Source organism: Marinobacter vulgaris (genome assembly GCF_003344045.1).
Lineage (GTDB): Bacteria > Pseudomonadota > Gammaproteobacteria > Pseudomonadales > Oleiphilaceae > Marinobacter > Marinobacter vulgaris.
The window spans coordinates 1-17,001 of the sequence record NZ_QFWX01000007.1 but is presented as its reverse complement, the minus strand read 5'-3'; the positions used below and the strand labels follow the sequence as shown (position 1 = coordinate 17,001).

Below are 17,001 nucleotides of genomic sequence, written 5' to 3'. Positions count from 1 at the left end.
GTTCGGAAGGGGAGCTGCCCTTCACAAAATCGCTGCGCATTGTAACAGAAGCCACACAGGCAGGGCATATTGCATTTAGCGGCCTAAAAGCACTCAGGCCTTAGCCGGCCGGGGCCCAAACACGGTATAATTTCCGTTTTTTCCGACAGTGAGGTGTTATGGACCATATCCAGATCAAAGGGGCGCGAACCCACAATCTGAAAAACATTGACCTGGATATACCGAGGGACAAGCTGATCGTAATCACCGGCCTGTCCGGTTCCGGGAAATCGTCCCTTGCGTTCGATACGCTCTATGCGGAAGGCCAGCGCCGTTATGTAGAATCCCTGTCCACCTATGCCCGCCAGTTTCTGTCGATGATGGAAAAGCCGGATGTGGACCACATCGAGGGCCTTTCACCGGCCATCTCCATCGAGCAGAAAAGCACCTCCCACAATCCGCGCTCGACCGTCGGCACCATCACCGAAATCTACGATTACCTGCGCCTGCTGTTCGCCCGCGCCGGTGAACCGCGATGCCCGGACCATGATCTGCCTCTGGAAGCACAGACCGTCAGCCAGATGGTCGACCAGGTTCTGGCCATGCCGGAGGACAGCAAGCTGATGATTCTTGCGCCGGTGATCCGCGATCGTAAGGGCGAGCACCTGAATGTTATCGATACCATGCGCAGCCAGGGCTTCATCCGCCTGCGGGTGGATGGCCGGGTTTACGACATCGACGACGTGCCGGACCTGGACAAAAAACGCAAGCACCAGATCGATGTGGTGGTGGACCGTTTCAAGGTAAAGCCGGGGCTTGAGCAGCGGCTTGCGGAAAGTTTTGAAACCGCACTGGGGCTGGCCGACGGCATTGCCCTAGTCGCTCCCATGGATAACGAGGGCGAGGAACACACCTTCTCCGCCCGCTACGCCTGCACCCAGTGTGGCTACGCCATCAGCGAGTTGGAGCCGCGACTGTTCTCCTTCAACAATCCCGCCGGCGCCTGCCCCACCTGTGATGGGCTTGGCGTGAAACAGTTTTTCGACGCGGAGAAAATCGTCCAGCATCCTGAAGCCACCCTGGCAGAGGGTGCCATCAAAGGCTGGGATCGCCGGGCGGTGTACTATTTCCAGATGCTGAGCAGCGTGGCCGACCATTACGATGTGGATATGGACACCCCGTGGGAAGACCTGCCGGATGATTTTCGCCAGGTTCTGCTCTATGGCTCAGGTACGGAAGATATCCCCTTCCGCTATGTGAATTCTCGCGGCCACATCATGGAAAAGGCTCACCCCTTCGAGGGCATATTGCCCAACCTGGAACGTCGCTATCGGGAAACCGAGTCCCAGAGCATGCGGGAAGAGCTGGCGCGTAATCTCAGCACCCAGCCCTGCAAGGAGTGCAAGGGTTCGCGGCTTCGCCGCAGCGCCCGGCACGTGTTCATTGAGAAGAACAACATCTCCGATGTCACTCATATGCCGGTCGGTGACGCCCACAACTATTTCGGAACACTGGCGCTGCCCGGCCGCAAAGGCGAGATCGCGGAGAAGATCCTCAAGGAGGTTCGCCAGAGGCTTCAGTTTCTGGTCAACGTGGGGCTGGAATACCTGACACTTGAGCGCAGCGCAGACACCCTCTCTGGCGGCGAAGCGCAGCGTATCCGGCTGGCCAGCCAGATCGGCGCGGGCCTTGTGGGTGTAATGTACATTCTCGATGAGCCCTCTATCGGTTTGCATCAGCGGGACAACGATCGCCTGCTGGGCACCCTATTCCACCTCCGGGACCTGGGCAATACGGTCATTGTTGTGGAGCACGACGAAGACGCCATTCGCGCTGCGGACCACGTCATCGATATCGGGCCGGGCGCCGGCGTTCACGGCGGCCATATCATTGCCCAGGGCACACCGCAGGACATCATTGACTCGGACGCCTCCCTCACTGGCCAATACCTGTGTGGCAAGAAAGAAATCGCTATCCCGGAACAGCGCCATACCAGCAACGGCAAAAGCCTGGTCCTGAAAGGCGCCACCGGCAACAACCTGCGCGACGTGACACTCACACTGCCCCTGGGCGTGATGACCTGCGTCACCGGCGTGTCCGGCTCCGGCAAGTCCACCCTGATCAACAGCACCCTGTATCCGGTTTGCGCAGCAAAGCTGAACAAGGCCACGAGCCTGACCCACGCCCCCTATGAATCCCTAAAAGGCCTGGACCAGCTCGACAAGGTTATCGACATTGATCAGAGCCCCATTGGCCGCACACCGCGTTCGAACCCCGCAACCTATACCGGGCTGTTCACACCCATCCGTGAGCTCTTTGCTGGCACTCAGGAAGCCCGCTCACGGGGCTACAAGCCGGGCCGCTTCAGCTTTAACGTCAAGGGGGGCCGTTGCGAAGCCTGCCAGGGCGACGGCGTTATCAAGGTTGAAATGCATTTCCTGCCGGACGTGTACGTGCCCTGTGACGTCTGCAAAGGCAAACGCTACAACCGCGAGACCCTGGAGGTCCGCTACAAGGGCAAAAGCATTCACGAAGTGCTGGCGATGACGGTAGAGGAAGCCAGGGAATTTTTCGACCCGGTTCCGTTTCTTGCCCGCAAGCTACAGACCCTGATCGATGTCGGGCTGTCCTATATCCGGCTCGGCCAAAGTGCGGTAACTCTCTCTGGCGGCGAAGCCCAGCGCGTGAAGCTGGCCAAGGAACTGTCCAAGCGCGATACCGGCCAGACCCTGTATATCCTTGACGAGCCCACCACCGGCCTGCACTTCTACGACATTCAGCAATTGCTGACGGTGCTGCAGAGATTGCGGGACCATGGCAACACCATCGTGGTCATTGAGCACAATCTGGACGTGATCAAGACGGCGGACTGGATCATTGATCTTGGCCCCGAGGGCGGCTCCGGTGGCGGCGAGATTGTGGCAAAAGGGACACCTGAAGCGGTGGCCGAGGTTGCCGGGTCGCATACCGGGCGGTATCTGAAGGGGGTTCTGGAGCGGAAAACGCAATAGTCGTTGACGGCTGGCTCCTTGATGTCGGTTTACGGCCCTGTTGAGCCTAAACCGATCTACCCAGTGTAAAAGAAAGAGGCATAAAAAAACCGGAGGCGTTGGCCTCCGGTTTTTTTTGAACCTGGCGAAAGCTTACGCTTCGCTTTCGTCCACTTCTTCTGCTTCGATGTCCAGCGGACGACCGACCAGCTCAACAAATGCCATGGGGGCATTGTCACCGGCGCGGAAGCCACACTTCAGGATACGAAGGTAACCACCCGGACGCTCGTTGTAGCGAGGACCAAGCTCATTGAAAAGCTTGGCAACCGCTGCATCGTCACGCAGGCGTGAGAACGCCAGACGACGATTCGCGACCGAATCATTTTTTGCGAGCGTGATCAACGGCTCGGCTACACGACGAAGCTCTTTGGCTTTCGGCAGCGTTGTTTTGATCAGCTCGTGATCAACCAGTGACGCAGTCATGTTACGAAACATGGCCTTGCGATGCGCACTGGTCCTGCTGAACTTACGACCACTCTTACGATGACGCATTGCTCTGATTCCTTACCTTAAACTAATCGGCGATTAACCGCCCAATACCCGGTCGTCACCACGAAGGCTAGCCGGCGGCCAGTTATCAAGACGCATACCCAGTGACAGACCACGGGACGCGAGCACGTCCTTGATCTCGGTAAGCGACTTTTTACCAAGGTTAGGCGTCTTCAGCAGCTCAACTTCTGTGCGCTGGATCAGATCGCCGATGTAGTAAATATTCTCAGCCTTCAAGCAGTTAGCTGAACGCACTGTCAACTCCAGATCATCGACCGGACGCAGGAGAATCGGATCAATTTCTTCCTCCTCCTCTACACGCTCGGGCTCTTTCTCGTGATCGAAATCAACAAACACAGCCAGTTGCTGCTGGAGAATGGTTGCCGCCCGGCGAATCGCTTCTTCCGGATCGATAGTACCATTGGTTTCCAGATCAATAACCAGCTTGTCCAGGTCAGTGCGCTGCTCAACCCGTGCACTTTCCACGGCATAGGCAACACGACGAACCGGACTGAAGGTTGCGTCCAGTTGCAGACGTCCAATGGCGCGAGTCTCGTCCTCGTCCAGACCCCGCTGATCGGCCGGCTCATAGCCGCGACCACGGGCAACCTTCAGACGCATGTTCACTTCACCTTTATCACTCAGGTGGCAGATCACATGATCCGGGTTGGTGATTTCGACATCGTGATCCAGCTTGATATCACCGGCAGTGACAACACCCGGGCCTTTCTTGCTGAGTGTTACCTCAACTTCGTCCCGGCTGCCCATTTTCACGGCGACGCCCTTGAGATTCAGTAGAATCTCGATGACGTCTTCCTGAACACCCTCGATCGCGCTGTACTCGTGCAGAACGCCGTCGATCTGTGCTTCGGTAATCGCACAGCCCGGCATTGAGGACAAGAGTATACGACGCAGTGCACTACCGAGGGTATGGCCGAAACCTCTTTCCAGAGGCTCCAGCGTCACCTTGGCGCGCATGGCGCTTGATTCTTTCACGTCAATGGTACGAGGTGTCAATAACTCATGTACTGAACGCTGCATAGACGCCCCTAATTGCTCTCGTTGCTAACTGGGCTTTACTTGGAGTAAAGCTCGACGATGAGGTTCTCGTTGATGTCGGCCGGCAATTCAGTACGCTCGGGTACTGACCTGTAAACGCCGGACATCTTGCTGGCGTCGACCTCTACCCAGCTCACCGGTGCACGACTGGAAGACAGATCCAGAGCGCCTTTGACGCGAAGCTGGTTTTTTGCCTTCTCACGCACACTCACAACATCACCTGGCTTGACCTGATAAGACGGAATGTTCACCAGCTTATCGTTGACCAGGATCGCCTTGTGAGAAACGAGCTGACGGGACTCAGCACGGGTAGAACCAAAACCCATGCGATATACAACGTTATCAAGACGACCTTCCAGCAGCTGCAACAGGTTTTCACCGGTTGCGCCTTTGCCGCGGGCGGCCTCTTTGTAGTAATTGCGGAATTGCTTTTCCAGTACGCCGTAGATACGACGGACCTTCTGCTTTTCACGAAGCTGCACGCCATATTCGGACAGACGGCTGCGACGCGCGCCGTGCATACCTGGCGGAGTCTCAATGTTGCACTTTGTATCGAGCGCGCGAACACCGCTCTTCAGAAAAAGATCTGTCCCTTCACGACGAGACAGCTTGCACTTCGGGCCTATGTAACGAGCCATAATTCACTGTCTCCTGTGTTAGACGCGGCGCTTTTTGGGCGGACGACAACCGTTATGGGGAATCGGCGTCACATCAGTGATGTTAGTGATCTTGTACCCGCAGCCATTTAGCGCGCGTACAGCGGATTCACGTCCGGGCCCCGGACCTTTAACCTCTACGTCCAGGTTTTTAAGGCCGTATTCAGCAGCCGCATTACCGGCTCTTTCAGCTGCTACCTGCGCAGCAAAAGGTGTGCTCTTGCGTGACCCACGAAAACCGGAACCACCAGAGGTGGCCCAGGACAATACGTTGCCCTGACGGTCAGAAATGGTCACGATAGTGTTGTTGAAGGACGCGTGAATGTGCGCGACGCCATCAACAACCGTCTTTTTCACCTTTTTACGGGTACGTGTACCTGGCTTTGCCATGATTGCCTACCTGTTACTTACGAATAGGTTTGCGAGGACCTTTACGGGTGCGTGCGTTGGTCTTTGTGCGCTGGCCACGGACCGGAAGGCCATGACGGTGACGCAGACCACGGTGACAACCGAGATCCTTCAAACGCTTAATGTTCATCTGAACTTCACGACGCAAATCGCCTTCAACGGCCAGCTTGCCTACTTCAGTACGAAGTGATTCAAGCTGCTCGTCGGACAGGTCCTTGACCTTGACGTCCGGCTTGACGCCGGTTGCATCGCAAAGCTTCTGGGCTGCTGTCCGGCCGACTCCAAAAATGTAAGTCAGCGAGATAACAGCATGTTTGTGATCGGGTATATTGACACCGGCTATACGTGCCATCCAAATTACTCCGCGTTCAAAGCTTTGCTGTGTGAATTTTCCGCCACTATAAAAGGGCGCGAAATAATAGCGCCTGACCCCACCTGAGGTCAAGCGCTATTGAACGTACCCTTTGCAATGCCAGTGCTGAATCCCTGAGGATTAACCCTGGCGCTGCTTGTGACGGGGCTCCGAGCAAATGACCCTTACTGAGCCATTGCGACGAATTACTTTGCAGTTACGGCAAATTTTCTTTACCGAAGCGCGTACTTTCATTGTCGACTCCAGTTTTCAAGGGGAACGGGATTAACCGTTCCGACCATAGCCCTTGAGATTGGACTTCTTCATCAACGAATCATATTGATGAGACATCAGGTGCGACTGAACCTGCGCCATGAAATCCATCACCACGACTACAACAATCAGCAGTGACGTGCCGCCCAGATAGAACGGTACATTCCCGGCCACCATCAGGAACTGAGGGAACAGGGAAACTGCTGCTATGTACATTGCACCGAACAGTGTCAGGCGGGTCAGTACACCATCAATATACTTGGCGGTCTGATCGCCCGGACGGATGCCCGGAATAAACGCGCCTGAGCGCTTGAGGTTATCCGCAACTTCTTTCGGGTTGTACATCAACGCTGTGTAGAAGAAGCAGAAGAATACCACTGCTGCCGCAAACAGAATGATGTACAGAGGCTGACTTGGTGCCAGTGCCTGGGATATATCACTCAGCCACTCCATACCTTCGCCCTGGCCGAACCACTGTCCCAGTGATGCCGGGAACAGCAGAATGGAAGATGCAAAGATCGGCGGGATAACGCCGGCCATATTTACCTTCAGAGGCAAATGGCTGGATTGCTGGGCAAACACCTTTCGACCCTGTTGCCGCTTGGCGTAGTTAATGGTCAAACGGCGCTGTCCGCGCTCCATGAACACCACAAAACCGACAACCGCAATTGCCAGGATTGCGATACCCAGAACCACCAGCAGGCTCATCTCGCCATTCCTCGCCTGCTCCAGCGTCTGGCCGATCGCCCCGGGAAGACCCGCAACGATACCAGCGAAGATCAGCAACGAAATGCCGTTGCCAACACCGCGCTCAGTAATCTGCTCACCGAGCCACATCATGAACACGGCGCCACTGACGAAGGACACAACCGCCACAAAGTGAAAGCTGAAGCTGTCGTTGAAGGTTACGCCCTGTGACGCCAGCCCGACAGAAATACCAAAGCCCTGAACCAGGGCCAGGATAACCGTACCATACCGCGTGTACTGACTGATCTTGCGACGGCCAGCCTCGCCCTCTTTCTTCAGCTGCTCCAGCGTCGGATTAACCGCCGTCATGAGCTGCATGATAATAGAGGCCGAGATGTACGGCATGATACCGAGTGCGAAGATACTCATCCGCTCAAGCGCACCACCGGAAAACATGTTGAACATGCTCAGGATCGTGCCCTGATTCTGTTCAAACAGTGCTGCCAGACGATCGGGGTTGATACCCGGCACCGGAATGTGGGCACCGATCCGGTACACCAGCAATGCCAGGAAGACAAACCAGAGCCGCGATCGCAGCTCTGCCAGTCCTTTACCCGCGCCCGCAGGCAATGATGCGTTCTTGGCCATTTAGTCCTCGACTCGCCTTAGTCTTCGACTTTACCGCCCGCGGCCGTAATCGCCTCGCGTGCGCCTTTGGTCACTTTGAGACCCTTGACGGTCACCGCACGGCTCAGTTCGCCGGACAGAATGACCTTCGCTTCGCGGATTTCTTCGCGAACGATGTCAGCTTTCTTCAGGGACTCAAGATCGGCGACATCGCCGTCCACTTTCGCCAGTTCGTTGAGACGAATTTCGGCAACATAGCGCTGTTGGCGCGACGTGAAGCCAAATTTCGGCAAACGACGGGCCAACGGCTGCTGACCACCCTCGAAACCGGGAGCAACGCTGCCGCCGGAACGGGCTTTCAGACCCTTGTGGCCACGACCGCCGGTCTTGCCGAAGCCGCTACCGATGCCACGACCCACGCGCTTGGCAGCGGGACGTGAACCAGGCTCCGGACTAAGTTCGTTCAGACGCATCTTAGTTCTCCTGTACCTGCACCAGGTAGTTAACCCGGTTGATCATGCCGCGGATGGAGGGAGTATCTTCCACTTCCACGGTGTGACCGATTTTACGGAGACCCAGGCCTTTTACACACAGTTTGTGCTTGGGCTGACAGCCGATGGGGCTGCGGGTCAGTGTTACTTTGATCGTTTTTGCGTTCGCCATGACTTCAACCCAGAATCTCTTCCACGGATTTACCGCGCTTGGCTGCAATATCTTCAGGCGCTTGTGTTGCCTGGAGACCCTTGATGGTGGAACGTACCACGTTCACCGGGTTGGTAGACCCATAACACTTGGACAGTACGTTCTGCACACCCGCAACTTCCAGTACCGCACGCATCGCACCACCGGCGATGATTCCGGTACCTTCCGATGCCGGCTGCATGTAGACCTTGGAGCCACCATGCTGCGCTTTTACGGAGTATTGCAGGGTCGTTCCGTCCAGCGGAATATCAACCATGTTTTTACGCGCAGCTTCCATTGCCTTCTGGATCGCAACCGGCACTTCACGCGCCTTGCCCCGACCGAAACCAACGCGACCTTTACCGTCACCCACTACAGTCAGTGCGGTGAAGGCAAAAATACGACCGCCTTTAACAACCTTGGCGACGCGATTGACCTGAACCAGCTTCTCCTGGAGCTCAGGCGCCTTCTGTTCGTTAACGCTCATCTTCTCCACCTCTTAGAATTGCAAGCCAGCTTCACGGGCTGCGTCGGCCAGAGCCTGAACGCGACCATGATAACGGTAACCGGAGCGGTCAAAAGCGACCTGCTCTACACCTGCTGCCTTGGCACGCTCAGCAACCAGCTGACCGACCTTTTTGGCAGCGTCCACGTTACCGGTTGCACCCTGGCGCAGGTCCTTATCCAACGTGGAGGCAGCCGCCAGCACCTTGCTGCCGTCTGCAGTAGTAACCTGGGCATACATATGCCGCGGTGTACGGTGTACACACAGGCGGTTGGTGCCCAACTTACGGATCTTCATGCGCACTTTACGTGCGCGACGCAATCTTTCGTTATTCGCGCTCATAGTCCCGCCTTATTTCTTCTTGGCTTCTTTGCGTCTGACCTGCTCATCCGCATAACGCACACCCTTGCCCTTATAGGGCTCTGGCGGACGGAATGCACGGATCTCAGCAGCGACCTGGCCAACCTGTTGCTTGTCGATTCCGCGAACGACAACTTCCGTATTGGACGGAGTTTCAGCGGTAATCCCCTCGGGCAGCTCATATACGACCGGGTGTGAAAACCCCAGTGTAAGATTGAGCTTCTTACCTTGCGCCTGGGCACGGTAGCCTACGCCCGTCAGCGCGAGCTTGCGCTCGAAGCCTGTTGTCACACCGGTCACCATGTTATTGACCAGTGCGCGGGTAGTACCAGCAAGAGCGCGGGACTGTTTGGCTCCATCACGGGCGGCGAATCGCAGGACGTTTTCTTCCTGCGTTACATCGACCACGTTGTGGATGGTGAATTGAAGCGATCCCTTGGACCCCTTCACATTAATTTCCTGTCCGTTCAGCTTAACCTCAACACCGGAAGGCAGCACGACAGGATTATTGGCAACCCTGGACATGTGTATCTCCTAAAATACGGTGCAGATGACTTCGCCACCCACGCCGGCAGCACGTGCAGCGCGGTCTGTCATTACGCCCTTGGACGTAGAGACAATCGCGACTCCCAAACCACCGGATACCTTCGGTAGCTCCCCAGCGCCATTGTACCGGCGCAGACTCGGACGGCTGACCCGTTTGATTTCCTCAATAACCGGCTTGCCGCCGAAGTACTTGAGGTTAATGGTCAGCTCGGGCTTCGCGTCAGCTGAGACGGAAAAATCGCCTACGTAACCTTCGTCCTTGAGGACCTGGGCCACGGAGATTTTCATCTTTGAAGACGGCATGGCCACGTCGGCCTTCTGTGCCATCTGTGCATTACGGATACGAGTAAACATATCCGCAAGCGTATCTTGCATACTCATTGGTATGAGGCTCCTGATCTTTTTAGTTGTGCAGCGGCGCGCCGCACCGCTTACCAACGGGTACCTGACCTGCGGCCAGAGTACCTGCCTTACCAGCTTGCTTTGGTCAGACCCGGGACATCACCGCGCATGCCAGCTTCACGAAGTTTGATACGTGACAGCTTGAACTTGCGCAGAACGCCGTGGGGACGACCTGTAACCTGGCAACGATTACGAAGACGCGAGGGAGACGCATCACGAGGAAGCTGTTGCAGCTTCATCTGTGCATCCCAACGGTCATCATCGCTGGTATTCGGGTTTTTGATAATCGCCTTGAGTTCCGCACGCTTCGCTGCAAACTTCGCAACGGTTTTCTCGCGCTTGAACTCGCGGTTCTTCATGGAAACCTTAGCCATTACACTCGTTCCTTATTTCTTGAACGGAAAGCCGAAAGCTTTCAGCAGTTCGCGACCTTCATCGTCGGTGCCGGCTGTGGTGGTAATGGTGATGTCAAGCCCACGGATCTTGTCGACTCTGTCGTACTCGATCTCCGGGAAAATGATCTGCTCACGCACACCCATGCTGTAGTTACCACGACCATCAAAGGACTTGGGATTCAGACCGCGGAAATCACGAATGCGGGGTACCGCAATGTGAACCAGACGATCAAAGAAGTCCCACATGCGCTCACCGCGCAGGGTAACCTTACAGCCGATCGGCCAACCTTCACGGATTTTGAAACCCGCGACGGATTTACGAGCCAGGGTAACAACCGCTTTCTGACCAGCCAGGCGCTCAAGATCCGCCACGGCATTCTCAATCAGCTTCTTGTCACCGACCGCTTCGCCAACACCCATGTTCAGGGTGATCTTTTCGATACGCGGTACCTGCATGATGTTCTTGTAGCTGAACTCTTTCTGCAGGGCGGGTACCACTTCCTTACTGTACTGCTCTTTCATGTTAAGCATCGTAACCACCACCGCTTACTGGTTATCGACGACTTCTTTCGTGGACTTGAATATCCGCACCTTGGCGCCGTCTTCCTTGATCTGGAAGCCTACGCGATCGGCTTTGCCGGTCTGCGGATTAAAAATAGCCACGTTGGAAGCCTGGATAGGTGCTTCTTTTTCGACGATGCCACCTGGGGAGCCCGCCATCGGGTTTGGCTTGGTGTGCTTCTTGATCATATTGATCCCTGAAACAACAACCCGGCCATCGTCCTGAACCTTCAGGACTTTACCACGTTTGCCTTGGTCTTTCCCCGTAGTGACGATTACTTCGTCATCGCGTTTGATCTTTTTCATAACCGGCCTCTGGTCCTTAAAGTACTTCGGGTGCCAGTGAAATAATTTTCATGAACTTCTCATTTCGCAGTTCACGGGTAACCGGTCCGAAGATACGGGTACCAATTGGTGCGTCCTGATTGTTCAGAAGTACCGCCGCGTTTCCGTCGAAACGAATCAGCGACCCGTCGGGACGACGTACACCTTTACGGGTACGCACAACGACTGCTTTCAGGACCTGGCCTTTTTTCACTTTACCGCGGGGGATGGCTTCCTTGACGGTCACCTTGATAATATCCCCAACGCTGGCATAACGCCTGTGTGAACCGCCCAGGACCTTGATGCACATAACCTGACGTGCACCACTGTTGTCCGCGACATCAAGCATTGTTTGAGTCTGAATCATGGTTGTTCTCCGGGCGAATTACACCTTGGATGCACGCTCGATGACCTCAACCAGGGCCCAGCTTTTGGTCTTTGAGACCGGGCGGGTTTCCTGGATTGTAACGGTGTCACCGATGCTGCACTGATTGCTCTCATCGTGAGCGTGGATTTTGGATGAGCGCTTCATGTACTTACCGTACAGAGGATGCTTAACCTGGCGCTCAACCAGAACCACAATGGATTTCTCCATTTTGTTGCTCACGACCTTGCCGCTCAGGGTTCTGGCAGTTTGGGTAGCTTCAGTCATGTTACTGTCCTGCCTTTTCATTCATAACCGTTTTCACGCGAGCAATGTCACGCTTCACCTTCGGAAGAAGATGAGACTGATTCAGCTGACCTGTCGCCTTACGCATGCGCAGGTTGAACTGCTCCTTCAGGAGGTCGATCAGCTCTTTGTTCAGCTCCTCGACTGACTTGTCACGCAGCTCTGTTGCTTTCATCACATCACCGTCCTCGTAACAAAGGTGGTCTGTACGGGCAGCTTGGCCGCAGCAAGAGTGAATGCATCGCGAGCGATTTCCTCGGAGACGCCTTCCATCTCATAAAGCATCCGGCCAGGCTGAATCTCAGCCACCCAATACTCGACAGAACCCTTACCTTTACCCATTCGTACTTCCAGCGGCTTGCTGGAGATCGGCTTGTCCGGGAAAATCCGGATCCAGATCTTACCGCCCCGCTTGATGCGACGAGTCATGGTACGACGCGCTGCTTCGATCTGGCGCGCAGTTATACGCCCACGGGTCGTCGCCTTCAATCCGTATTCACCGAAGCTCACCTTGTTAGCACGGTGAGCAAGACCGGTGTTACGGCCTTTCATTACCTTGCGAAATTTGGTGCGTTTTGGTTGCAGCATTTGAGTGCCCCTTTACTTAGAACCTTTCTTCCCAGAGGCTTTCTTGTCAGCACGGACCTGCTCCATACCACCAAGAATCTCACCTTTGAAGATCCATACCTTGACGCCGATAATGCCGTAGGTGGTCTTCGCTTCGTAGGTCGAGTAATCAATATCTGCACGCAGTGTGTGCAGCGGTACACGACCTTCGCGATACCACTCGGAACGGGCAATTTCAGCACCCCCGAGACGACCGCCTACCTGGATCTTGATGCCTTTCGCACCCTGGCGCATGGCGTTCTGTACCGCTCGCTTCATAGCGCGACGGAACATCACACGACGCTCCAGCTGACCGGCAACGTTCTGCGCGACCAAGCGGGCATCCAGGTCCGGCTTGCGGACTTCTTCGATGTTGATGTGCACGGGCACACCCATCATGTCGCTCACTTCGCGACGCAAACGGTCAACATCTTCACCCTTTTTACCGATAACAATACCGGGACGGGCTGTATGGATCGTGATACGGGCGTTCTGAGCAGGGCGCTCGATCACAATCTTGCTGACAGACGCCTTCACCAGACGCTTGTCAAGGAATTCGCGAACCTGAATATCGTTCAACAGGTTGTTCGCGTATTCCGCTTTTTCGGCGTACCACACTGAGTTGTGCTCTTTGATCACACCCAGGCGCATGCCGGTTGGATTTACTTTATGACCCATCTGAGCATCTCCTACTTGTCGGCGACCTTGACGGTGATATGACAGGTGCGCTTGAAAATCCGGTCAGCGCGCCCCTTGGCTCGAGCTTTGATTCGCTTGAGCGTCGGACCTTCATCCACCATAACGGTGGAAACCCGCAGATCATCTACGTCCAGACCTTCGTTGTGCTCAGCGTTGGCAATGGCAGACTCAAGAGCTTTCTTGAGAATGACCGCTGCCTTCTTAGGGCTGAAAGTCAGAATGTTCAGGGCGTCCTCAACAGCCTTGCCGCGTACTTGGTCAGCGACAAGACGCGCTTTCTGAGCTGAGAGGCGAGCGCCCTTATACTTGGCTGCTACTTCCATTTCTAATACCTCACAATCAGCGTTTAGCTTTCCTGTCGGCCGCATGACCACGATAAGTACGCGTTGCCGCGAACTCACCCAGTTTATGTCCGACCATATCTTCGGTGACATAAACCGGCACGTGTTGCTTGCCGTTGTGAACTGCAATGGTCAGGCCTACCATCTCCGGAAACACTGTCGACCGGCGGGACCAGGTTTTGATCGGCCGCTTGTCATTCGCTTCCAGAGCTGCCTCGACCTTCTTCAACAGATGCAGGTCTATAAAAGGACCTTTCTTTAAAGAACGTGGCACAGCATTTACCTCTATGTAGTCGTTTACTTGGCTGAACGACGACGTACTATCATCTTGTCAGTACGTTTGTTCTTACGAGTCTTATGCCCTTTGGTCGGAACACCCCACGGAGTAACCGGGTGACGCCCGCCAGAGGTACGCCCTTCACCACCACCATGTGGGTGGTCAACTGGGTTCATAGCAACACCACGTACTGTTGGACGTTTACCGCGCCAACGTGATGCACCCGCTTTGCCAAGCTGCTTGAGGCTGTGTTCGCTGTTGGACACTTCGCCCAACGTTGCACGACAGTCAACAAGCACCTTACGCATTTCACCTGAACGCAGGCGGATGGTGGCATACGCCCCTTCCCGAGCAACCAGCTGTACGGATGCGCCCGCGGAGCGAGCCAGCTGGGCACCTTTGCCAGGCTTGATTTCGACGCAGTGAATCACCGAACCGACCGGAATATTCCGGAGCGGAAGCGTGCTTCCTACTTTAATCGGCGCGTCGATGCCGGAGCGCACAGGATCACCGATCTGCATGCCTTTGGGAGCGATAATGTAGCGACGCTCGCCATCGGCGTACTTGACCAGCGCAATGTGCGCAGAGCGGTTAGGATCGTATTCCAGGCGCTCGATTGTCGCCGGGATACCATCTTTGGTCCGCTTAAAGTCGATTACACGGTAGTGCTTCTTGTGGCCACCACCAATATGACGGGTAGTGATGCGACCAAAATGGTTGCGTCCACCCGATTTGCTCAATGTTTCTACCAACGGCTCGTAAGGGCGCCCCTTGTGAAGATCAGGGTTAAAGAGCTTAACAACGTGACGGCGGCCGGCAGATGTTGGCTTGGTTTTGACGATCGGCATTTTACGACCCCTTTACCTTATTCCACATCCAGAAAATCAATGTCCTGACCTTCCGCAAGCTGCACATAAGCCTTACGGATGTCAGAACGCTTGCCGAAGCCGCGAACGGTACGCTTGAGCTTACCCTTACGGTTCAGAACCTGAACACCTTCGACGGTGACGTTGAACAGCTGCTCAACGGCTTTTTTGATCTCGGGCTTGGTTGCGTCAGGGGCGACACGAAACACCACCTGACCGCTTTCCGCTACCAGAGAGGACTTCTCTGATACGTGGGGCCCAAGAAGAATCTTGTAAATACGTTCCTGATTCATCCCAGCATCTCCTCGATTTTCTTCAGAGCGGGAACAGTCACAATGACCTTCTCGAAGGCAACCAGGCTAACCGGATCCAGACCGGCAATATCACGCACGTCAACGTGCGGAATGTTGCGCGAGGCCAGGTGCAGATTCTGCTCGACGTTCTCGGACAGAATCAGTGCATTGGTCACACCGAGATCTTTCAGCTTGGCACTGAATGCCTTGGTCTTGGGGCTGTCAACATTGATGTCGTCAACAACGACCAGACGCTCCTGGCGAACCAGCTCTGAAAAAATGGAGCGCATCGCTGCGCGGTACATCTTGCGGTTAACTTTCTGCTCAAAGCCGCGAGGCTTGGCAGCAAAGGTAACACCACCGGAGCGCCAGATCGGGCTGCGGATTGTACCGGCACGGGCACGACCAGTGCCCTTTTGACGCCATGGCTTCTTGCCACCACCAGCGACTTCGGAACGCGTCTTTTGAGCCTTGGTTCCCTGGCGGGCGCCTGCCATATAAGCAGTAACCACCTGGTGAACCAGCGACTCGTTAAAATCTTTGGCGAAAGCAGCATCGGAAACAGAAATTCCTTCGCCGCTACCTGTAATAGTCAATTCCATCGCACCGCTCCTCAGGCTTTAACTGCAGGCTTGATGACAACATTTCCGCCCGTCGCGCCGGGAACGGCACCACGAATCAGCAGAATATTGCGCTCGGCGTCGACACGGACAACTTGCAGGTTCTGCACAGTCACCTGAGCATTGCCCATCTGGCCCGCCATCTTTTTGCCCTTGAATACCTTGCCCGGAGTCTGGTTCTGACCGATGGAACCCGGTGCACGATGAGAAAGGGAGTTACCGTGTGTGGCGTCCTGCATGGCAAAGTTCCAGCGCTTTACACCGCCCTGGAAGCCCTTACCCTTGGACTGACCCATCGCATCCACGACCTGGCCATCTTCAAAGATGGAAGCAGTGATCTCACCGCCTGCGGCCAGATCCTCACCTTCGCCATCGGCAAGGCGGAATTCCCACAGACCACGACCAGCTTCTACACCGGCTTTGGCGTAATGGCCCGCTTCGCTTTTGGTCACACGAGAGGAACGACGCTTTCCAACGGTTACCTGAACCGCACGATAGCCATCGTTTTCAAGAGTTTTCAGCTGGGTAATGCGGTTGGGTTCAACCTCAATTACCGTTACGGGCAGCGCCTGCCCGTCTTCCGTAAAAATACGGGTCATACCGGCCTTGCGACCGACAATTCCAATTGCCATGTTTCACCTCTTAAGTGTACGGGGCTCTCACCCTCTATGGCCTTATGACAGTTACACAGACTAACCGGTCCGGTTAGCCGAGGCTGATCTGAACGTCTACACCTGCTGCCAGATCCAGCTTCATCAAAGCATCTACTGTCTTTTCCGTCGGTTCGACGATGTCCAGCAAACGCTTGTGTGTGCGAATCTCATACTGATCACGCGCGTCCTTGTTGACGTGCGGGGAGATCAGGATGGTGTACTTTTCCTTCCGCGTCGGCAGAGGGATTGGCCCACGCACTTGAGCGCCGGTCCGCTTGGCGGTATCGACGATCTCCTGCGTTGACTGGTCGATCAGGCGATAATCAAACGCCTTCAACCGGATTCGAATTTTTTGGCTTTGCATGATGCACCCAAACTCCACTCGTAGCAGCTACTAACTAGTTAGCCGACCTTCAAAAAAAGGAGCCGCATTGTATGCATAATACCCAGCAGTGTCAACTGCGATAAGCAGTGACGCTACCGGGTCGGATTGTGCGGCTGAAAAAGAAAAAGGGGCTGAGTGCCAGCCCCTTTTTCTCAGACCGATCGAGTAACTTACTCGATGATCTTTGAGACCACACCGGCACCAACGGTACGGCCGCCTTCACGAATCGCGAAGCGC

General features: G+C 55.3%; 30 protein-coding genes. 1 reads left to right on the top strand and 29 read right to left on the bottom strand.

What is annotated here, in order from left to right:
* The first annotated feature begins 158 nt into the window (after positions 1-158).
* Positions 159-2,990, top strand: coding sequence for an excinuclease ABC subunit UvrA (uvrA, locus tag DIT71_RS15360; protein WP_114614114.1), 2,832 nt, complete (start codon positions 159-161; stop codon positions 2,988-2,990).
* 132 nt (positions 2,991-3,122) lie between these two features.
* Here the strand turns inward: uvrA and rplQ are convergent, their stop codons facing one another.
* The 29 genes from rplQ to DIT71_RS15215 form a co-directional block, all read right to left on the bottom strand.
* Positions 3,123-3,521 carry a 50S ribosomal protein L17 gene (gene rplQ / locus DIT71_RS15355; RefSeq protein ID WP_114614113.1) on the bottom strand — a complete coding sequence of 133 codons (399 nt, stop codon included), beginning with the start codon at positions 3,519-3,521 and terminating at the stop codon, positions 3,123-3,125.
* A gap of 33 nt (positions 3,522-3,554) precedes the next feature.
* On the bottom strand, positions 3,555-4,559 hold the full coding sequence (locus tag DIT71_RS15350; RefSeq protein ID WP_114614112.1) for a DNA-directed RNA polymerase subunit alpha: 1,005 nt from the start codon (positions 4,557-4,559) through the stop codon (positions 3,555-3,557).
* A 35-nt stretch (positions 4,560-4,594) separates the two neighbouring features.
* Positions 4,595-5,215, bottom strand: a complete 621-nt coding sequence (gene rpsD / locus DIT71_RS15345; protein WP_114614111.1) for a 30S ribosomal protein S4 — start codon at positions 5,213-5,215, stop codon at positions 4,595-4,597.
* Positions 5,216-5,233: 18 nt separating this feature from the next.
* Positions 5,234-5,623 carry a 30S ribosomal protein S11 gene (rpsK, locus tag DIT71_RS15340; RefSeq protein ID WP_004580767.1) on the bottom strand — a complete coding sequence of 130 codons (390 nt, stop codon included), beginning with the start codon at positions 5,621-5,623 and terminating at the stop codon, positions 5,234-5,236.
* Between the two features lie 13 nt (positions 5,624-5,636).
* Entirely contained in the window at positions 5,637-5,993 is a 357-nt protein-coding gene (gene rpsM, locus DIT71_RS15335; protein ID WP_027830890.1) for a 30S ribosomal protein S13, read from the bottom strand.
* A gap of 141 nt (positions 5,994-6,134) precedes the next feature.
* Positions 6,135-6,248, bottom strand: a complete 114-nt coding sequence (gene rpmJ / locus DIT71_RS15330; RefSeq protein ID WP_008174902.1) for a 50S ribosomal protein L36 — start codon at positions 6,246-6,248, stop codon at positions 6,135-6,137.
* 30 nt (positions 6,249-6,278) lie between these two features.
* Positions 6,279-7,601, bottom strand: a complete 1,323-nt coding sequence (gene secY, locus DIT71_RS15325; RefSeq protein ID WP_114614110.1) for a preprotein translocase subunit SecY — start codon at positions 7,599-7,601, stop codon at positions 6,279-6,281.
* Positions 7,602-7,618: 17 nt separating this feature from the next.
* Positions 7,619-8,053, bottom strand: a complete 435-nt coding sequence (rplO, locus tag DIT71_RS15320; RefSeq protein ID WP_114614109.1) for a 50S ribosomal protein L15 — start codon at positions 8,051-8,053, stop codon at positions 7,619-7,621.
* 1 nt (position 8,054) lies between these two features.
* Entirely contained in the window at positions 8,055-8,243 is a 189-nt protein-coding gene (rpmD, locus tag DIT71_RS15315) for a 50S ribosomal protein L30 (RefSeq protein WP_114614108.1), read from the bottom strand.
* Between the two features lie 4 nt (positions 8,244-8,247).
* Entirely contained in the window at positions 8,248-8,748 is a 501-nt protein-coding gene (gene rpsE / locus DIT71_RS15310; protein WP_114614107.1) for a 30S ribosomal protein S5, read from the bottom strand.
* A 12-nt stretch (positions 8,749-8,760) separates the two neighbouring features.
* Positions 8,761-9,108 carry a 50S ribosomal protein L18 gene (gene rplR, locus DIT71_RS15305; protein ID WP_114614106.1) on the bottom strand — a complete coding sequence of 116 codons (348 nt, stop codon included), beginning with the start codon at positions 9,106-9,108 and terminating at the stop codon, positions 8,761-8,763.
* 9 nt (positions 9,109-9,117) lie between these two features.
* A complete protein-coding gene (rplF, locus tag DIT71_RS15300) occupies positions 9,118-9,651 on the bottom strand; it encodes a 50S ribosomal protein L6 (RefSeq protein WP_114614105.1) in 534 nt (177 codons plus the stop codon).
* A 9-nt stretch (positions 9,652-9,660) separates the two neighbouring features.
* Positions 9,661-10,053 carry a 30S ribosomal protein S8 gene (rpsH, locus tag DIT71_RS15295; RefSeq protein WP_114614104.1) on the bottom strand — a complete coding sequence of 131 codons (393 nt, stop codon included), beginning with the start codon at positions 10,051-10,053 and terminating at the stop codon, positions 9,661-9,663.
* A gap of 89 nt (positions 10,054-10,142) precedes the next feature.
* Complete coding sequence (gene rpsN / locus DIT71_RS15290) at positions 10,143-10,448, bottom strand: 30S ribosomal protein S14 (protein ID WP_114614103.1); 306 nt, start codon at positions 10,446-10,448, stop codon at positions 10,143-10,145.
* Between the two features lie 12 nt (positions 10,449-10,460).
* Positions 10,461-11,000 carry a 50S ribosomal protein L5 gene (gene rplE, locus DIT71_RS15285; RefSeq protein WP_036203346.1) on the bottom strand — a complete coding sequence of 180 codons (540 nt, stop codon included), beginning with the start codon at positions 10,998-11,000 and terminating at the stop codon, positions 10,461-10,463.
* 15 nt (positions 11,001-11,015) lie between these two features.
* Positions 11,016-11,336 carry a 50S ribosomal protein L24 gene (gene rplX / locus DIT71_RS15280; protein ID WP_114614102.1) on the bottom strand — a complete coding sequence of 107 codons (321 nt, stop codon included), beginning with the start codon at positions 11,334-11,336 and terminating at the stop codon, positions 11,016-11,018.
* Between the two features lie 16 nt (positions 11,337-11,352).
* Positions 11,353-11,721, bottom strand: a complete 369-nt coding sequence (gene rplN / locus DIT71_RS15275) for a 50S ribosomal protein L14 (RefSeq protein ID WP_114614101.1) — start codon at positions 11,719-11,721, stop codon at positions 11,353-11,355.
* A gap of 18 nt (positions 11,722-11,739) precedes the next feature.
* Entirely contained in the window at positions 11,740-12,006 is a 267-nt protein-coding gene (gene rpsQ / locus DIT71_RS15270; protein WP_114614100.1) for a 30S ribosomal protein S17, read from the bottom strand.
* Position 12,007: 1 nt separating this feature from the next.
* Positions 12,008-12,199 (bottom strand): 50S ribosomal protein L29, encoded by a 192-nt coding sequence (gene rpmC, locus DIT71_RS15265; protein WP_007154007.1) that lies wholly within the window; start codon positions 12,197-12,199, stop codon positions 12,008-12,010.
* Positions 12,199-12,612 carry a 50S ribosomal protein L16 gene (rplP, locus tag DIT71_RS15260; protein ID WP_027830882.1) on the bottom strand — a complete coding sequence of 138 codons (414 nt, stop codon included), beginning with the start codon at positions 12,610-12,612 and terminating at the stop codon, positions 12,199-12,201. Before rplP ends, rpmC begins: the two co-directional genes overlap by 1 nt.
* Positions 12,613-12,624: 12 nt before the next feature.
* Positions 12,625-13,308, bottom strand: coding sequence for a 30S ribosomal protein S3 (gene rpsC, locus DIT71_RS15255; RefSeq protein WP_007154009.1), 684 nt, complete (start codon positions 13,306-13,308; stop codon positions 12,625-12,627).
* A gap of 11 nt (positions 13,309-13,319) precedes the next feature.
* Positions 13,320-13,652, bottom strand: a complete 333-nt coding sequence (gene rplV, locus DIT71_RS15250; protein ID WP_007154010.1) for a 50S ribosomal protein L22 — start codon at positions 13,650-13,652, stop codon at positions 13,320-13,322.
* Between the two features lie 16 nt (positions 13,653-13,668).
* A complete protein-coding gene (gene rpsS / locus DIT71_RS15245) occupies positions 13,669-13,944 on the bottom strand; it encodes a 30S ribosomal protein S19 (protein WP_114614099.1) in 276 nt (91 codons plus the stop codon).
* 23 nt (positions 13,945-13,967) lie between these two features.
* A complete protein-coding gene (rplB, locus tag DIT71_RS15240; RefSeq protein WP_114614098.1) occupies positions 13,968-14,795 on the bottom strand; it encodes a 50S ribosomal protein L2 in 828 nt (275 codons plus the stop codon).
* A gap of 17 nt (positions 14,796-14,812) precedes the next feature.
* Positions 14,813-15,106, bottom strand: coding sequence for a 50S ribosomal protein L23 (gene rplW, locus DIT71_RS15235; RefSeq protein WP_114614097.1), 294 nt, complete (start codon positions 15,104-15,106; stop codon positions 14,813-14,815).
* Entirely contained in the window at positions 15,103-15,708 is a 606-nt protein-coding gene (gene rplD / locus DIT71_RS15230) for a 50S ribosomal protein L4 (RefSeq protein WP_114614096.1), read from the bottom strand. The genes rplW and rplD overlap by 4 nt, the downstream gene beginning before the upstream one ends.
* Before the next feature lie 11 nt (positions 15,709-15,719).
* Positions 15,720-16,358, bottom strand: coding sequence for a 50S ribosomal protein L3 (gene rplC / locus DIT71_RS15225; protein ID WP_114614095.1), 639 nt, complete (start codon positions 16,356-16,358; stop codon positions 15,720-15,722).
* A gap of 73 nt (positions 16,359-16,431) precedes the next feature.
* Positions 16,432-16,743 (bottom strand): 30S ribosomal protein S10, encoded by a 312-nt coding sequence (gene rpsJ, locus DIT71_RS15220; RefSeq protein ID WP_077529290.1) that lies wholly within the window; start codon positions 16,741-16,743, stop codon positions 16,432-16,434.
* 191 nt (positions 16,744-16,934) lie between these two features.
* Positions 16,935-17,001 (bottom strand): EF-Tu C-terminal domain-related protein (locus DIT71_RS15215; RefSeq protein WP_199491037.1); only part of this gene is annotated, 67 nt, incomplete at its 5' end.

What these genes read in the sequence shown, in the direction of transcription:
- uvrA (WP_114614114.1), top strand. Translation starts at nt 159, where the DNA reads ATGGACCATATCCAGATCAAAGGGGCGCGAACCCACAATCTGAAAAAC.
- rplQ (WP_114614113.1), bottom strand. Translation starts at nt 3,521, where the DNA reads ATGCGTCATCGTAAGAGTGGTCGTAAGTTCAGCAGGACCAGTGCGCAT.
- DIT71_RS15350 (WP_114614112.1), bottom strand. Translation starts at nt 4,559, where the DNA reads ATGCAGCGTTCAGTACATGAGTTATTGACACCTCGTACCATTGACGTG.
- rpsD (WP_114614111.1), bottom strand. Translation starts at nt 5,215, where the DNA reads ATGGCTCGTTACATAGGCCCGAAGTGCAAGCTGTCTCGTCGTGAAGGG.
- rpsK (WP_004580767.1), bottom strand. Translation starts at nt 5,623, where the DNA reads ATGGCAAAGCCAGGTACACGTACCCGTAAAAAGGTGAAAAAGACGGTT.
- rpsM (WP_027830890.1), bottom strand. Translation starts at nt 5,993, where the DNA reads ATGGCACGTATAGCCGGTGTCAATATACCCGATCACAAACATGCTGTT.
- rpmJ (WP_008174902.1), bottom strand. Translation starts at nt 6,248, where the DNA reads ATGAAAGTACGCGCTTCGGTAAAGAAAATTTGCCGTAACTGCAAAGTA.
- secY (WP_114614110.1), bottom strand. Translation starts at nt 7,601, where the DNA reads ATGGCCAAGAACGCATCATTGCCTGCGGGCGCGGGTAAAGGACTGGCA.
- rplO (WP_114614109.1), bottom strand. Translation starts at nt 8,053, where the DNA reads ATGCGTCTGAACGAACTTAGTCCGGAGCCTGGTTCACGTCCCGCTGCC.
- rpmD (WP_114614108.1), bottom strand. Translation starts at nt 8,243, where the DNA reads ATGGCGAACGCAAAAACGATCAAAGTAACACTGACCCGCAGCCCCATC.
- rpsE (WP_114614107.1), bottom strand. Translation starts at nt 8,748, where the DNA reads ATGAGCGTTAACGAACAGAAGGCGCCTGAGCTCCAGGAGAAGCTGGTT.
- rplR (WP_114614106.1), bottom strand. Translation starts at nt 9,108, where the DNA reads ATGAGCGCGAATAACGAAAGATTGCGTCGCGCACGTAAAGTGCGCATG.
- rplF (WP_114614105.1), bottom strand. Translation starts at nt 9,651, where the DNA reads ATGTCCAGGGTTGCCAATAATCCTGTCGTGCTGCCTTCCGGTGTTGAG.
- rpsH (WP_114614104.1), bottom strand. Translation starts at nt 10,053, where the DNA reads ATGAGTATGCAAGATACGCTTGCGGATATGTTTACTCGTATCCGTAAT.
- rpsN (WP_114614103.1), bottom strand. Translation starts at nt 10,448, where the DNA reads ATGGCTAAGGTTTCCATGAAGAACCGCGAGTTCAAGCGCGAGAAAACC.
- rplE (WP_036203346.1), bottom strand. Translation starts at nt 11,000, where the DNA reads ATGCTTAACATGAAAGAGCAGTACAGTAAGGAAGTGGTACCCGCCCTG.
- rplX (WP_114614102.1), bottom strand. Translation starts at nt 11,336, where the DNA reads ATGAAAAAGATCAAACGCGATGACGAAGTAATCGTCACTACGGGGAAA.
- rplN (WP_114614101.1), bottom strand. Translation starts at nt 11,721, where the DNA reads ATGATTCAGACTCAAACAATGCTTGATGTCGCGGACAACAGTGGTGCA.
- rpsQ (WP_114614100.1), bottom strand. Translation starts at nt 12,006, where the DNA reads ATGACTGAAGCTACCCAAACTGCCAGAACCCTGAGCGGCAAGGTCGTG.
- rpmC (WP_007154007.1), bottom strand. Translation starts at nt 12,199, where the DNA reads ATGAAAGCAACAGAGCTGCGTGACAAGTCAGTCGAGGAGCTGAACAAA.
- rplP (WP_027830882.1), bottom strand. Translation starts at nt 12,612, where the DNA reads ATGCTGCAACCAAAACGCACCAAATTTCGCAAGGTAATGAAAGGCCGT.
- rpsC (WP_007154009.1), bottom strand. Translation starts at nt 13,308, where the DNA reads ATGGGTCATAAAGTAAATCCAACCGGCATGCGCCTGGGTGTGATCAAA.
- rplV (WP_007154010.1), bottom strand. Translation starts at nt 13,652, where the DNA reads ATGGAAGTAGCAGCCAAGTATAAGGGCGCTCGCCTCTCAGCTCAGAAA.
- rplB (WP_114614098.1), bottom strand. Translation starts at nt 14,795, where the DNA reads ATGCCGATCGTCAAAACCAAGCCAACATCTGCCGGCCGCCGTCACGTT.
- rplW (WP_114614097.1), bottom strand. Translation starts at nt 15,106, where the DNA reads ATGAATCAGGAACGTATTTACAAGATTCTTCTTGGGCCCCACGTATCA.
- rplD (WP_114614096.1), bottom strand. Translation starts at nt 15,708, where the DNA reads ATGGAATTGACTATTACAGGTAGCGGCGAAGGAATTTCTGTTTCCGAT.
- rplC (WP_114614095.1), bottom strand. Translation starts at nt 16,358, where the DNA reads ATGGCAATTGGAATTGTCGGTCGCAAGGCCGGTATGACCCGTATTTTT.
- rpsJ (WP_077529290.1), bottom strand. Translation starts at nt 16,743, where the DNA reads ATGCAAAGCCAAAAAATTCGAATCCGGTTGAAGGCGTTTGATTATCGC.